Consider the following 14813-nt stretch of genomic DNA (forward strand, 5'->3'; position numbering starts at 1 on the left):
GCTGTCGGATTCCGACGGAACGCCATAACGAAAAAACCCGCCACAAGGCGGGTTTAACGGGGCTTCCAGAGATTTTGGTAGCCTTCGCTGGAACCTGAACTGGTGCCGGAGATAGGAATCGAACCTACGACCTTCGCGTTACGAGTGCGCTGCTCTACCGACTGAGCTACACCGGCGGTTATCTCTAAATGATAGTCAAGATGATAGGTGCGCGGAGATTTCTCAACGCACCTAACATGCTTCCGACCGATTACTTACAAGAGCCCGGCATCCAGTTTGCAGGTGTACCGGCGCAAGACCAGCTGACAATATCTGTCTTGCCTGTATTTGGCGCAGGTGTCATTACAACAGTAGCGTCGGTACCGGTTGTAACTTTGATTGCACCTGTTACAGTAATTACCCCGGTAGTATCGGCAACTGTCAGCGTCTTGGCGTATTTAGTAGGCACAAAACTGTCGCCACCACATGATGCAAGACCGGTTAGAGCACCTTTGGAAGCTACTGTTTCCGTAACACATGTGCGTGCACTGCTTGCCGCCAAAATCAATTCTGAAGCTTTTGCTCGCGCTGTATAGTCTTGATAGGCAGGCAAAGCAACTGCTGCGAGGATACCAATAATTGCCACGACAATCATCAGTTCGATCAGCGTAAAGCCTTTTTGTAACTTGTTCATAGTCGTTCCTCACAGTACGAAATTTTCAATGTGCAGAGAGCAAACTTCAAAAGCCCATCTTGCAGTAATCTTGTTAGAAGCATGATCCGTGCCAGCTTTATCGCTAATCTTTATTTGGTTGAAATCGTCGAAAATTGGGGCTGAGATGGACGATCTGCGCCATATCTGACAATTTTTGTCACGCTCCACGCTTCATCTTGCTCTATGTATCGATGGTTTTCTTAAAGGCAATTCTTAATCAGGGGACACCTTGTCGGTTGGTCTCAGCACTCGACACATAACCGCGATAGCACATATCTTGAACAAGGGCACCCGATTTGGCAGCACTCCTCGACTACGCTATAAAACACGGATTGTCCGTACTTGGTGCCCTCATGAACGATATCGTCCTCACCGGCTTGGCCAAGCAATTGGTCGTCGCTGAACTCCTGACCGACAAGGCTGCACAGCAGGCCTATCAGCAAGCTCAGCGTAGCCGAGTCCCCCTTGTTCACTACCTGGTACAGAACAAGCTAGCAAAAAGCCGTGATATTGCTGAAATTGCGGCCGATCAGTTTGGTGTGTCCTTTCTTGATCTGGCAGCAGTGGATCGTGAAGCCCAGCCTAGAGGATTGGTCAGCGAAAAGCTGGTTCGCCAGCATCATGCCCTGCCACTTTGGCGACGTGGCAACAAATTGTTCGTAGGCATTTCGGACCCAACCAACCATCAGGCCATCACTGACATCCAGTTCAACACCGGCCTGACAGCCGAAGCCATTCTCGTTGAAGACGACAAGCTGACCGACGCCATCGAGAAGTTTTTTGAAAGCGGCACGACTGGCCTCGAAGAACTCAGTGATCTGGATCTAGATGGTTTGGACGTCGAAACCGTCGACGACAACAAAAACGACTCCATCGGTGGACAGGACGCCGATGACGCGCCTGTCGTACGCTTCGTCAACAAGATGCTACTCGATGCTATTCGTGGCGGTTCTTCTGATCTGCACTTCGAGCCCTATGAGAAAACCTACCGCGTTCGATTCAGGACTGACGGCATGCTCCGCGAAATCGCGCGTCCGCCGATCAATCTGGCAGGCCGCATTGCGGCACGTCTCAAGGTCATGGCCAGCCTCGACATCTCCGAGCGTCGCAAGCCGCAGGACGGCCGGATCAAGATGCGCATCTCGAAGAACAAGGCTATCGACTTCCGGGTAAACACCCTCCCGACACTGTGGGGCGAGAAGATCGTGATGCGTATCCTCGACCCGTCGAGTGCGCAGATGGGTATCGATGCGCTGGGCTATGAGCCTCATCAGAAAGAGCTCTACCTTCAGGCGTTGAGGCAACCGCAGGGGATGATTTTGGTCACTGGTCCTACAGGTTCGGGTAAGACCGTGTCGCTCTACACCGGCATCAACATCCTTAACACGGTGGACATCAACATCTCGACGGCCGAGGACCCCGTGGAAATCAACATGGAGGGTATCAATCAGGTCAACGTCAATAACAAGCAAGGTCTGGACTTTGCCCAGGCCCTACGTTCGTTTCTGCGTCAGGATCCCGACGTGATCATGGTCGGTGAGATCCGTGACCTGGAGACCGCCGAGATCGCCATCAAGGCCGCACAGACCGGTCACCTCGTGCTTTCCACCCTTCACACCAACAGCGCTGCGGAAACGCTCACTCGTTTGCAGAACATGGGCGTGGCTGGCTTCAATATTGCAACGTCCGTCAGCCTGATCATTGCGCAGCGGCTTGCGAGAAAATTGTGTCCGCATTGCCGCAAGGAAGCGGACATTCCGCGCGACGCACAGATCGAGGAAGGTTTCGCACCGGAGCTGATAGGCACCTTCAAGATCTACGAACCCGTGGGGTGCGAGCAGTGCAACGGCGGCTATCGCGGTCGGCAGGGTATCTACGAGGTGGTGAAAGTCACCAAGGAACTCCAGCGCATGATCATGGAAGCCAGCAACGCGATCGAGATCGCGGCGCAGATGCGCAAGGAGGGTTTCAGCGATTTGCGATCGTCGGGTCTGGTCAAGGTTATGCAAGGGGTCACCAGCCTTGCCGAAGTCAACCGAGTCACCAAGGATTAAGTAATGGCGGTCAAAGCAAAGATCCACGTCTATGCCTGGGAAGGGCTGGATCGCAAAGGCACCAAGATGTCTGGGGAGCTGAGCGGCCATAATCCGGCGTTGATCAAGGCGCAGTTGCGCAAACAGGGGATAAACCCTGGTAAGGTCAAGAAGAAGGGCACTTCACTGTTCGGCAAAGGCAAACGGATCAAGCCTGCCGACATTGCTCTGTTCACTCGGCAGATGTCCACCATGATGCGCGCCGGTGTGCCATTACTGCAGTCGTTCGACATCATTTCCGAAGGTGTCGATAACCCCAACATGCGCAAGCTCGTGGATGAGATCAAGCAAGAAGTTGCTGCAGGTAACAGTTTCGCTTCTTCACTGCGGAAGAAGCCGGAATACTTCGACGATCTTTACTGCAACCTCGTGGATGCCGGTGAGCAGGCGGGTGCTTTAGAAACCTTGCTGGATCGGGTGGCTACTTACAAAGAAAAGACCGAGCAGCTCAAGGCGAAGATCAAGAAGGCGATGACCTACCCCATCGCGGTAGTAGTTGTTGCCATCATCGTTTCAGGGATTTTGTTGATCAAGGTAGTGCCGCAGTTCAAGTCGATCTTCGAAGGCTTCGGCGCGGAGCTGCCAGCTTTCACGCTGATGGTGATGGGGCTGTCTGACGTGGTCCAAGAGTGGTATTTGCTGCTGCTGGCGGGCTTCGTTGGTTTGTTCTTTGGCTTCAAATATGCAATGAAACGAAGTCCCAAACTGCGTGACACGGTAGATCGCTGGTTGCTCAAGGTGCCCATCGTGGGCGCTATCTTGTACAAGTCAGCGGTGGCTCGTTATGCACGCACGCTTTCCACCACATTCGCGGCCGGCGTGCCACTGGTGGATGCGTTGGATTCGGTGTCAGGCGCTACCGGCAACGTCGTCTTCAAAAACGCCGTAAACCGCATCAAAGCCGACGTTTCCACCGGTATGCAGCTCAACTTTTCCATGCGCTCAACCGGCGTCTTTCCCACCCTCGCCATCCAAATGACCGCCATCGGCGAAGAATCAGGCGCCCTAGACGACATGCTCGACCGCGTGGCAACCATCTACGAAGCCGAGGTCGACAACATGGTCGACAGCCTCACCAGCCTGATGGAACCCATGATCATGGCGGTTCTTGGTGTAGTGGTAGGCGGCTTGGTTATCGCGATGTACCTCCCCATCTTCCAACTCGGCAACGTAGTCTAAGAAATGCCATTAATCGACCCATTAGCCTTCTCCACGTTGGCCCTAACCGCCTGCGCCCTCCTCCTCGGCCTCATCATCGGCAGCTTCCTCAACGTCCTCATCCACCGCCTTCCCATCATGCTCGACCGCGACTGGACTACGCAGTCCCGGGAAATGCTCGGCCTGCCACCGGAGCCCGCGGGCGCCACCTATAACCTGCTGCTCCCCCACTCCGAGTGCCCGCACTGCGCGCACAAGATTCGCGCCTGGGAGAACATTCCGGTGGTGAGCTACCTGATGCTGCGCGGCAAATGCTCCAGCTGTCGGGCGAAGATCAGTCTGCGTTATCCGCTGGTCGAGTTGGCCACAGGCGTTCTCAGTGCGTTCGTGGTGTATCACTTCGGCCTGGGCTGGGAGGCGGCGGCGTTTCTGGTGCTGACCTGGGGGCTGCTGGCGATGAGTCTGATCGATGCCGATCACCAGTTGCTGCCGGATGTGCTGGTGCTGCCGCTGTTGTGGCTGGGGTTGATCGTCAATGGGCAGGGCTTGTTCACGAACCTGTATGACGCGCTGTGGGGCGCGGTGGCGGGTTATCTCAGCTTGTGGCTGGTGTATTGGGCGTTCAAGTTGATCACCGGCAAGGAAGGCATGGGCTACGGCGATTTCAAGTTGCTGGCCATGCTGGGGGCCTGGGGTGGCTGGCAGATTCTGCCGCTGACCATTCTGCTGTCGTCGCTGGTGGGGGCGGTGCTGGGGGTGATCATGCTGCGGATGCGCAACGCGCAAACCAGTACGCCGATCCCGTTCGGGCCTTATCTGGCCATTGCGGGGTGGATTGCATTGCTGTGGGGTGATCAAATAACCACTTCATACATGCAGTTTGCCGGGTTCCGATGACAACAGCTGTGGATAAACCGTGGGTGCTGGGTCTGACCGGTGGCATTGCCAGCGGCAAGAGCGCGGCGGCGCAGCGCTTTGCCGAGTTGGGCGTGCACGTGGTGGACGCCGACCAGGCCTCGCGCTGGGTGGTGGAGCCGGGGCGTCCGGCGTTGGCGGCACTGGTCGAACGCTATGGCGCGGCGCTGTTGCAGGCCGATGGCAGCCTGGATCGCGGAGCGCTGCGCAAGGTGATCTTCGAGGATGCGCAGGAGCGGCGCTGGGTCGAAGCGTTGTTGCACCCGCTGATTGCCGAGGAAATTGCGCAATCGCTGGCATCGGCGACGTCCCCCTATGCGGTGTTCGTATCACCGCTGATGGTCGAGTCCGGCCAATACCGCATCACCCAACGCCTGCTGGTGGTGGATGCGCCCGAGGCGGTGCGGGTCGCGCGGACACTCCTGCGCGACCACACCACGCCGGAGCAGGTCCAGGCGATTCTGAAAGCCCAGGCGAGCCGCGAGCAGCGGCTGGCGCTGGCGGACGATGTGCTGGTCAATGATCGTGATCTGGCCTGGCTGCGCTCGGAAGTCGAGCGGCTGCATACTTTTTACCTGACTTTGCGTGGAGGCCGAGAATGAGCCAACCCTTGACCGTTGATTGCCCAACTTGCGGGGCGCCGGTGGAATGGACGGCAGCGAACGTGAACAGGCCGTTCTGTTCCGACCGCTGCAAACTGATCGATCTGGGCGCCTGGGCGGCCGAGGAACACAAGATTCCGGTCAGCCCGGATGCCGAGGACGAGCTGTTCAGCGAGGACCTGCCACCGCGCGGTCATTGAAGCAGCGTTGCATTGCGCGATTGTGATGCAGTCTTCGGGATGCAACAATTGCGCAATTGTGAATGACTATCAAAAACCCCCTTCCGTACTGTTGGTCGAAGACGACGCCGAGCTTCGCGAACAGCTGTGCCTGCACCTGCAACGTCGTGGTCTGGCGGTGCAGGTGTGCGAACGCGGCGACGCAGCCTTGCTGCTGGCGCAGCGTGAACCGTTCAACCTGATTCTGCTGGACATCATGTTGCCCGGCCTCGACGGACTGAAGGTCTTGAGTCAATTGCGCCAGGCCCACGGTACGCCGGTCATGCTGATGTCGGCCCTGGGCGCCGAGCAGGATCGCATCAGCGGTTTCACCCAGGGCGCGGACGATTACCTGCCCAAGCCTTTCAGCCTGGCCGAGCTGGATGCGCGTATCGACGCGCTGCTGCGCCGGGTGGACCTGGACCGCCGCGCCACGCCGACCCGCGCTGAAACCGATGTGGCCGGCTTGATCCGTGACGGCCATGCTCAGGACATCCACTACCACCAACGCCCGGCTGGATTCACCAGCTCCGAGTACCGGCTGCTGTGCACCCTGCTCGACCACGCTGGTGAGGCCTTGAGCAAGGCGTTCCTCTATCAACAGGTGCTGCACCGCAGCTACACACGGCTGGACCGCGGCTTGGATGTGCATGTGTGCAACATACGGCGCAAGCTGGGCCAGATCGGTGCCGACCATGTGCAGATCCAGGCAGTACGCGGCCAGGGTTACGTACTGGTGGTCGCAGGGTGATGCGTCGGCGTCATTCGCTGCTGTGGAAGCTGGCTTTGCTGCAGACGGGTTTCTGTCTGCTGCTGGTGTGGCTGGTGTGGTTCTGGGGCCTGCAAGTGGAGCGGCGCAGTTATTTTCTAGACCCTGCCACCCGACAGGGTCTGGCGGCCCATGCCGAGCAGGCCGAACAGCGCTGGCTGAACGAAGGCGCAGATGGAGTGGAGCGATGGCGCGAACGGTTCATGGCCGATCAGCGAACCTGGGCAGCGGTGATCGGTCCGCAACTGCAAAGCCTGGGCACCAGCGCCTTGAGCCACGATGAATCCAGCCACCTGACCTTCATGCGCAAGCTCGACTGGCCCATGAGCCGACGCCTGGACGACGAACTGCCGTATGTCAGCATCGCCTTTCCTCGGCATCCCGAACAAGGTCGCTTGGTACTGCAACTGCCGGAACGGCTGCTACCGGAGGGGCTCACGCCCTGGACCCACATCGTCACTCACGGCCTGATGCCGGCTGCGCTGGCGCTGCTGTTGGGGCTGTTGCTTTATCGGCATCTGGTGGTGCCGCTCAATGAACTGCGCGAACGCGCCAACGCGCTGCGTGCCGACGACCTCGAGCCGGTCGCCAGCAGTGCGGTCGCGCAACGGCGAGACGAACTGGGCGAACTGGCCCAGGCTTACGAGCACATGGCCCAGCGTGTGCGGCAGAGCCTGCAACAGCAACGTCAATTGTTACGCACGTTGTCCCACGAGATGCGTACTCCGCTGACCCGTCTGCGTGTGGCCAGCGACAGCGGCCTGCCGGACGGGCAATTGCAGGCGCGCGTGTCGCGCGAAGTCGACGAGATGCAGCGACTGGTCGAGGACGCGCTGGATCTGGCCTGGCTCGATACCGAACGGCCCGACCTGCCCCGTGAAGAGGTGCGGGTACGTTCGGTATGGGAAGCGCTGGTGCAAGACGTACAGTTCGAGAACCACTGGCCGGCCCATCGCTTGCGCTGCGAGGTGCCGGACGACTGCGTGGTGCAGGCCCACCTGAACAGCCTCGCTCAGGCGTTGGAGAACCTGCTGCGCAATGCGGTCCGGCACTCGCCAGCGCAAGGCTGGGTGACACTTCATGGCCACCGTGATGGCCTCTTCTGGCATTTGTGCGTAGAGGACCAAGGGCCCGGTGTCGACGTCGCCGACCTGGAGCGGATCTTCGAGCCGTTTTTGCGCCTGGATGGCACGCCGGGCAAGGGCTTCGGCCTGGGCTTGAGCATCGCTCGACGCGCGATCGAGTTGCAGGGCGGCCAGCTGTGGGCCAGCCGCGGGGATCACGGTCTGCGCATGAACCTGCGTCTGTTGGCCCATGACTCGCCGAGCCAGACGCCAAGTGTTTAGAAAGTTAATGCGCTTTACTATCATTTAGCAATTATTATCATCTTCGATCTTCCGGCCACCCTGGCCAGTTCATGGAGATCCAACGATGCGCCTGCGCCTGCCGCCCCTGCCCTATTTCGCCGTGCTTCTGGGCGCTTGCCATCTGCTCCCCGCAACCGCGTCGGCCGACAACACGACAGCCGAACCCGTGGAGCTGGAAGCGTCTTCGGTGGTGGCCACGGCCGAAGAAGAGATCAAGCAGGCGCCCGGTGTGTCGATCATCACGGCGCAAGACATTCGCAAGCGTCCGCCGGCCAACGATCTGTCGCAGATCATCCGCACCATGCCGGGGGTCAACCTGACCGGCAACTCCAGCAGCGGCCAGCGCGGCAACAACCGGCAGATCGATATTCGCGGCATGGGGCCGGAAAACACCTTGATCCTGGTCGACGGCAGACCGGTGAACAGCCGCAATTCGGTGCGTTATGGCTGGCGCGGCGAGCGCGACAGCCGCGGTGACACCAACTGGGTGCCCGCGGACCAAGTGGAGCGCATCGAAGTCATTCGGGGTCCGGCCGCGGCCCGTTACGGCAATGGCGCGGCGGGCGGCGTGGTGAACATCATCACCAAGCAGCCGGGTACCCAGACCCACGGTTCGGCGACGGTCTACCAATCCTTTTCGCAACACAGCGCGGAAGGCGCCACCAAGCGGGTCAATTTCGGCCTGAACGGGCCACTGACCGATGCGCTGAGCTACCGCGTGTTCGGCAATGTCGCCAAGAGCGATGCCGACGCTCAGGACATCAACAGCGGCCATGAGTCGCGGCGCACCGGCAACCAGGTCGGCACCTTGCCGGCCGGGCGCGAAGGCGTGCGCAACAAGGACATCAACGGGCTGCTGAGCTGGAAGCTCAGCCCCGAGCAGACTGTAGATCTGGAAGCGGGCTACAGCCGCCAGGGCAACATCTACACCGGTGATACCCAGAACACCAACAGCAACGCCACGGTGCGCAGCCTGGTGGGCCATGAAACCAACATTCTCTATCGCGAGAACTACGCCCTGACCCACCGCGGCGACTGGGATTTCGGCACCTCGCTGGCCTATCTGCAGTATGAAAAGACCCGCAATCGACGCGTGAAGGAAGGCCTGGCCGGGGGTACCGAGGGCATCTTTTCCAGCACTGATTTCACCACCAACGTGGTGCGCGACCTGACTGCTCACGGCGAGGTCAGCCTGCCGCTGCATTGGGGCGTCGATCAGATGCTGACCCTGGGCACGGAGTGGGTCGAGCAGAGCCTTGGCGACCCCAATTCCAACGTGCAGACCACCACGGCCGGTGGCGCCATACCGGGCCTGGCCAGCAGCAACCGCAGCGGCAGTTCGGAGGCGCGCATCGCTTCACTGTTCGTCGAGGACAACATCGAGCTGTTCCCCGGCACCAAGCTGACCCCCGGCTTGCGCCTGGACCATCACGACATCGTCGGCGACAACTGGAGTCCGTCGCTCAACCTGTCCCAGGTGCTGACCGACACTGTGACCGTGAAGGCCGGCATCGCCCGTGCCTACAAAGCGCCGAACCTCTACCAACTGAACCCCAACTACCTGCTGTATAGCAACGGTCAGGGTTGCTACGGCCAGACCACCAGTTGCTACCTGCAGGGCAATGCCGACCTGGAAGCCGAAACCAGCGTCAACAAGGAGCTGGGCGTGGAATATCGCAAAGACGGCGTGGTGGCCGGCCTGACCTACTTTCGCAACGATTACCGCAACAAGATCGAATCGGGCCTGACCCCGGTCGGCACCGCCATCGGTGGCAGCGGGACGACTGCCAACGCCAGCATCTTCCAGTGGGAGAACGTGCCCAAGGCCTTGGTCGAGGGATTGGAAGGCAACCTGACCTTGCCCGTGACGGATGATCTGAACTGGACCAACAACTTCACCTACATGCTGCGTTCGGTGAACAAGGAAACCGGCGATGTGCTTTCGGTGACGCCCAAGTACACCCTGAATTCGATGCTCGACTGGCAGGCCAGCGAAGCGCTGTCGCTGCAGGCCAATGTGGCCTGGTACGGCAAGCAGAAGCCCAAGAAATACGACTACCACGGTGCACGAGTGACCGGCACATCCAACAATCAGCTGTCGCCCTACGCGCTGGTCGGCGTCAGCGGCACCTATGCGCTGACTCGGCACCTGAGCCTGACGGCGGGCATCGACAACCTGCTCGACAAGCGCCTGTATCGCGAGGGCAATGCCCAGGGTGTGAACAACATCGAAGGCGCGGGCGCGGCTACCTACAACGAGTCGGGCCGCACGCTCTACACCAGCCTGACGGCGTCGTTCTGATGAAGCATACGATCATCAGCGGGCTGGCAATGGCCGCCCTGATTTCACACGGCGCCGCGCAAGCACGTCCGGACCCGCAACAGCCCATGGCGGCCCCGGTGCTGGAACAGCCCGACACTGGCTATGGGTTCACCACCCGAACTCTGGACTCGGCGGACGGGCAGCGGCATTACCGGCTGTATATCGGCCGCCCGGAACAGCCCGCCCCCGCCGCTGGCTATCCGGTGGTTTACCTGCTCGATGGGAATGCTGCCGTGGGTGCGCTGGACCAGGCACTGTTACGGCGCTTGAACAAAGGCGCCGATGCACCGCTGATCGTGGCCATCGGCTCGACCACGCCACTGCGTATCGACCGTATGGCGCGAACCTTCGATTACACGCCGCGAGTGACCGGCGACACGCAGATCGATGCGACCTCCGGGTTGCCCAGCGGCGGTGCCGATCAGTTTCTCGACCTGCTGGAGCAGCGAATCAAACCGCTTGTGCAGCACGCAGTACCGGTGGATGTGAAACGGCAAACGTTGTGGGGGCATTCCTATGGCGGATTGCTGGTGCTGCATGCCCTGCTGACCCGGCCTGGGGCGTTTCAGCATTACGCCGCGGCCAGTCCTTCGCTGTGGTGGGGAAACGGTGCGGCGCTCGAGCCGTTGGATGGCTTGGCGGACCGAGTGGGCCAGAGCAAGGTGGGGTTGACGTTGATGCGAGGTGACGCCGAGGCAGCCGGGCCGGGTGGGCCGGCGCGCTCGACGCAGGCGCCGGGGGTGGCCATGGAGCGGTTGTTGAAAGGTGTTCGCGGCGTGCCCGGTTTGCGCGTCGATTACCACGTGTTTCCTGGGCTGGGGCATGGGCCGATGCTGCCTGCCTCGCTGCGATATGTATTGGAGAATGGCGTGTATCGCTGACGCGGCTTGCGCCGCTGCTGCAGGGAATTGGCGCTTTTCTGTAGCAGCGGCGCAAGCCGCGCCCGGTCGCACCGCGCCGGCGGGATCATGCCAATTCGAACAGCACCTCCTGCGCCCCTTCCCACAACGTCTTCACGCCCAGGGCTCGAAGGTTTTCCTTGCCCTGCACGACGGTCAGGAAATGGTTGCCGGCCAACTGCCCCATCTTGCTGGCGAAACAGCACGAGCCGTAGGCCAGCAGGATTTCCGTTTCGCTGTACGGCCCCGGATAAAACAGCACGTCCCCTACCGACGGGTGACTGGTGTGGTTCTCGAAGCCGACCGGCGCATCACCTCGCAGCAACTGAAATTCCCCCAACGGCACCCAGCACGCCTCACCGCTCCAGCGTACGTGGATGATTTTCTGCCGATAGGGCAGCAGCTTGAGAAACGCCTCCACCGTCTGCGGTGCGTCGGGGTGGGTTTCGGCCAAGAATTCATAGCCGCCGGAGGTGATCTTGATGCTGGGCATGGTGCAACTCCTGGGAAAATCCCATCCTTACCCATTGCCCGACGATTTTGAAGCGTTGACCATTATTCTTTTCGTCGCACAGGCGGGCTAAGCTAGGGCCATGGATGACTCCGACTACCTGCGTTTGCTCACCAGCCAGGCCGAGCAAGCCAACGCCTTTCTGTCCAATGCGCGCAAATGGGAGCGCGAGCGTTGGGTGTGCGAGCGCCTTTTGCAGGGTCTGAACATCACCTACCGCGACGACGAGTTCACCCCTGCAGGCCAGGAGCCGCCGGACGTGCTGTTTCGCGACGCCAGTTTCGAAGTGTTTTTCGTACTCGATGAAGGTCGCCGGCTCAATGATGAATGGCGTGAAGAGCTGCAACGTCGCCGCAGCGCCTTCTCCCTCAGCCAACTGGTGCGCCGCGAAGCTCGGCCCAAGCGCATTCGTGCGCCCGAGCTCTTACAAAGGCTCGCCCCGACCCTGCGCAAGAAAGCCCACAACTATCGCGAACGCGGCCTGGACCTGGGCGAGCTGGACATCATTGCCTTCGCCAGCCTCAAGCGCGAAACCCTGGACCTGAACAGCCATTTTCCGCCGCCTACCGAATTTCTCCGCCAAGGCTGGCGCTCGCTGTCGCTGGTCGGACCGACCTTCGCGCGCGTCTTGTTCGCCCATCCGGATGCGCCGGATTTTCTACGCAACAACCTCGGCCGCAGCATCGTTTTCGATGTCGGCATCAGTTTGTGACAACCGCTATTTATCAGCCATGGCGTATCCGCAGCGGCGATGATACAAAGCGTCATCGTCCGTACCGACTGTCAGGAACCCTGTAGCCTTGCCAGCGTCTGAAACGTCTACCTGTTCATGGTTCCAAGCCCTGCCACGTGAACCGCGCCCTAAGGGTCGGCGGTTGTCTGTGTGCTTGTCGGCAGCAAGTCGAGCGTCCGCTCCTTGCCTCGATAACCGCCGTCGCAGGGCCGTGGAATCGTCTGCCTCAAGGTGTGGAGCTATGAGCTGCCTTGCGCTCGCCCTCCCTCGCAGACCCAACGAATTCCTTAACCTTATGAGAGCTCTCCATGACACATCGCATCGTTATCGTCGGCGGCGGCGCCGGCGGCCTGGAACTGGCCACCAGCCTGGGCAAGACCTTGGGCAAGCGCGGCACGGCCAGCATCACGCTGGTGGATGCCAACCTGACCCATATCTGGAAACCGCTGTTGCATGAAGTGGCAGCCGGTTCGCTGAATTCGTCGGAAGACGAGCTCAACTACGTTGCCCAGGCCAAGTGGAATCATTTCGAGTTCCAGCTGGGTCGCATGAGCGGCCTGGACCGAGGGGCCAAGCAGATCCAGCTGAGCGCTACCCTGGATCCGGAAACAGGTCTGGAGCTGGTGCCGGCGCGCAGCATTGGCTACGACACGCTGGTGATTGCCGTGGGCAGCACTACCAATGACTTCGGTACCCAGGGTGCAGCCGAGCATTGTCTGTTTCTGGACACGCGCAAGCAGGCCGAGCGCTTTCATCAGCAGCTGCTCAACCACTATCTGCGTGCGCATGCCGGACACGATGAAAGCCGCGCGCAGATCAGCGTGGCTATCGTCGGTGCCGGTGCCACAGGGGTCGAGCTGGCGGCCGAGCTGCACAATGCGGCCAAGGAACTGGCGGCCTATGGTCTGGGCCGCATCGCGCCCGAGAACATGCGCATCACCTTGATCGAAGCCGGTCCGCGGGTGTTGCCGGCGCTGCCGGAGCGTATCGGTCAACCGGTGCACCAGACTCTGGAAAAACTGGGCGTGACGGTGCTGACCAATGCCGCCGTGAGTGAAGTGACTGCCGAAAGCCTGCTGACCAGCAGTGGCCAGGTCATTCCTGCCAGCCTGAAGGTGTGGGCGGCGGGCATTCGGGCGCCGGGTTTCCTCAAGGACATCGATGGCCTGGAGACCAACCGCATCAATCAGCTGGTGGTGCGCCCGACCTTGCAGACCACTCACGACGACGACATTTTCGCGTTCGGCGACTGCGCGGCGTGCCTGCAGCCGGGTACCGACCGCAACGTGCCGCCGCGCGCTCAGGCCGCCCACCAGCAGGCTTCGTTGCTGGCCAAGTCGCTGAAGCTGCGCATCGAGGGCAAGGCCCTGCCGGAGTACACCTACAAGGACTATGGCTCGCTGATTTCGCTCTCGCACTTTTCGGCGGTGGGCAATCTGATGGGTAACCTGACCGGCAGCGTGATGCTGGAAGGTTGGCTGGCGCGCATGTTCTACGTGTCGCTGTACCGGATGCACCAGGCGGCGCTGTATGGCCTGTTCCGCACCGGCATGTTGATGCTGGGCAGCCGTATCGGACGCGGCACGGAGCCGCGATTGAAGCTGCATTGATGGAGGATCGGCCGCGTTACGTATGACGTGACGCGGTGATGCCGGACGCGGCTTGCGCCGCTGCTACAGGGGGGTGTATTGAATTGGGGGCAAAAAAAAAGGCGCCTATGACAGGCGCCTTTCTTCGAATATGGTCGGGGTAAGGGGATTCGAACTCCTGACATCCTGCTCCCAAAGCAGGCGCGCTACCGGACTGCGCTATACCCCGGTACAAAAAAGGCACCCCGGAAGGCGCCTTTTCTGCTGCCCACCGGTGTTAATCGGTGGGGCTTTTAAGATTCGACCCGGCGAACCGGAATCAAAAATGGTGGGTCGTGTGGGATTCGAACCTACGACCAATTGGTTAAAAGCCAACTGCTCTACCAACTGAGCTAACGACCCAAATATGGTCGGGGTAAGGGGATTCGAACTCCTGACATCCTGCTCCCAAAGCAGGCGCGCTACCGGACTGCGCTATACCCCGATATGAAATTTGGCTCCGTGACCAGGACTCGAACCTGGGACCCAATGATTAACAGTCATTTGCTCTACCGACTGAGCTATCACGGAACTATCAATTTCAGAACATCTACAGCAATTTCAGTACATCTACATCTGCTACAGCTTCAAGCCTGTATCACTACCGCCTTGAACTCTTCGACCTGTTCGCATCGCTGCGTTCATGTCTCTGAGGCGCGCTATTCTACAATCTTCAAAACCCCTGTCAACCCTTTAAATTGCTTTCAAGACACTGATTTGCAACTTTTTTTCAGAACCGGGTGAAGCGTTTGGTTCTGCGGGATGACCGACAGCGGGGCGCACTTTACAAGCCTTGAAACGAAAATGCAACGGGAAATCAAAGAGGTGTGTCATGTCGGGCCTCTTCGCGGGCAGAGCCCGCTCCCACAGGTATGCAACGTTCCTGTGGGAGCGGGCTCTGCC

The 14813-nt window shown here is 60.0% G+C and carries 14 protein-coding genes and 5 tRNA genes; 11 read left to right on the top strand and 8 right to left on the bottom strand.

Annotated elements, in window-relative coordinates:
* Window positions 1–100: 100 nt before the first annotated feature.
* A tRNA-Thr gene (locus QMX89_RS17205) sits at window positions 101–176 on the bottom strand.
* A 74-nt stretch (window positions 177–250) separates the two neighbouring features.
* Window positions 251–673 carry a prepilin-type N-terminal cleavage/methylation domain-containing protein gene (locus QMX89_RS17210; RefSeq protein WP_282349132.1) on the bottom strand — a complete coding sequence of 141 codons (423 nt, stop codon included), beginning with the start codon at window positions 671–673 and terminating at the stop codon, window positions 251–253.
* Between the two features lie 374 nt (window positions 674–1047).
* On the opposite strand from QMX89_RS17210, the gene pilB reads away from it, so the two are divergent.
* The 9 genes from pilB to QMX89_RS17255 all read left to right on the top strand — a co-directional run bounded on the left by pilB (window position 1048) and on the right by QMX89_RS17255 (window position 11020).
* Complete coding sequence (gene pilB / locus QMX89_RS17215; protein WP_282349133.1) at window positions 1048–2748, top strand: type IV-A pilus assembly ATPase PilB; 1701 nt, start codon at window positions 1048–1050, stop codon at window positions 2746–2748.
* A 3-nt stretch (window positions 2749–2751) separates the two neighbouring features.
* Window positions 2752–3966: a type II secretion system F family protein gene (locus QMX89_RS17220; RefSeq protein ID WP_282349134.1), complete on the top strand. Its 1215-nt coding sequence runs from the start codon at window positions 2752–2754 to the stop codon at window positions 3964–3966.
* Window positions 3967–3969: 3 nt separating this feature from the next.
* Window positions 3970–4842, top strand: a complete 873-nt coding sequence (locus tag QMX89_RS17225) for an A24 family peptidase (RefSeq protein ID WP_282349135.1) — start codon at window positions 3970–3972, stop codon at window positions 4840–4842.
* Window positions 4839–5462, top strand: a complete 624-nt coding sequence (gene coaE, locus QMX89_RS17230) for a dephospho-CoA kinase (protein ID WP_282349137.1) — start codon at window positions 4839–4841, stop codon at window positions 5460–5462. Before QMX89_RS17225 ends, coaE begins: the two co-directional genes overlap by 4 nt.
* A complete protein-coding gene (yacG, locus tag QMX89_RS17235) occupies window positions 5459–5662 on the top strand; it encodes a DNA gyrase inhibitor YacG (RefSeq protein ID WP_049861149.1) in 204 nt (67 codons plus the stop codon). The genes coaE and yacG overlap by 4 nt, the downstream gene beginning before the upstream one ends.
* 58 nt (window positions 5663–5720) lie before the next feature.
* Entirely contained in the window at window positions 5721–6431 is a 711-nt protein-coding gene (locus QMX89_RS17240) for a response regulator transcription factor (protein WP_282349138.1), read from the top strand.
* Window positions 6431–7795: a sensor histidine kinase gene (locus QMX89_RS17245; protein ID WP_282349139.1), complete on the top strand. Its 1365-nt coding sequence runs from the start codon at window positions 6431–6433 to the stop codon at window positions 7793–7795. The genes QMX89_RS17240 and QMX89_RS17245 overlap by 1 nt, the downstream gene beginning before the upstream one ends.
* Window positions 7796–7880: 85 nt before the next feature.
* Complete coding sequence (locus QMX89_RS17250) at window positions 7881–10118, top strand: TonB-dependent siderophore receptor (protein WP_282349140.1); 2238 nt, start codon at window positions 7881–7883, stop codon at window positions 10116–10118.
* Window positions 10118–11020, top strand: a complete 903-nt coding sequence (locus QMX89_RS17255; protein WP_282349141.1) for an alpha/beta hydrolase — start codon at window positions 10118–10120, stop codon at window positions 11018–11020. Before QMX89_RS17250 ends, QMX89_RS17255 begins: the two co-directional genes overlap by 1 nt.
* Window positions 11021–11105: 85 nt before the next feature.
* Here the strand turns inward: QMX89_RS17255 and QMX89_RS17260 are convergent, their stop codons facing one another.
* On the bottom strand, window positions 11106–11531 hold the full coding sequence (locus tag QMX89_RS17260) for a DUF3830 family protein (RefSeq protein ID WP_282349142.1): 426 nt from the start codon (window positions 11529–11531) through the stop codon (window positions 11106–11108).
* A gap of 100 nt (window positions 11532–11631) precedes the next feature.
* Between QMX89_RS17260 and QMX89_RS17265 the strand changes: the two genes are divergently transcribed.
* Both QMX89_RS17265 and QMX89_RS17270 read left to right on the top strand, forming a co-directional pair.
* Complete coding sequence (locus QMX89_RS17265) at window positions 11632–12261, top strand: DUF1780 domain-containing protein (protein WP_049860973.1); 630 nt, start codon at window positions 11632–11634, stop codon at window positions 12259–12261.
* 329 nt (window positions 12262–12590) lie between these two features.
* Window positions 12591–13892 (top strand): NAD(P)/FAD-dependent oxidoreductase, encoded by a 1302-nt coding sequence (locus QMX89_RS17270; protein ID WP_282349143.1) that lies wholly within the window; start codon window positions 12591–12593, stop codon window positions 13890–13892.
* 131 nt (window positions 13893–14023) lie between these two features.
* Here QMX89_RS17270 and QMX89_RS17275 read toward each other — a convergent pair.
* The 5 genes from QMX89_RS17275 to QMX89_RS17295 form a co-directional block, all read right to left on the bottom strand.
* Window positions 14024–14100 (bottom strand) — tRNA-Pro (locus QMX89_RS17275).
* Between the two features lie 97 nt (window positions 14101–14197).
* Window positions 14198–14273 (bottom strand) — tRNA-Lys (locus QMX89_RS17280).
* A 5-nt stretch (window positions 14274–14278) separates the two neighbouring features.
* Window positions 14279–14355 (bottom strand) — tRNA-Pro (locus QMX89_RS17285).
* A 10-nt stretch (window positions 14356–14365) separates the two neighbouring features.
* Window positions 14366–14441: transfer RNA gene (locus tag QMX89_RS17290), tRNA-Asn, on the bottom strand.
* Between the two features lie 162 nt (window positions 14442–14603).
* On the bottom strand, window positions 14604–14813 hold a 210-nt coding region (locus tag QMX89_RS17295; protein WP_282349144.1), incomplete at its 5' end, for a hypothetical protein.

The organism is Pseudomonas sp. PS01301 (assembly GCF_029960215.1).
Taxonomy (GTDB): domain Bacteria; phylum Pseudomonadota; class Gammaproteobacteria; order Pseudomonadales; family Pseudomonadaceae; genus Aquipseudomonas; species Aquipseudomonas coleopterorum.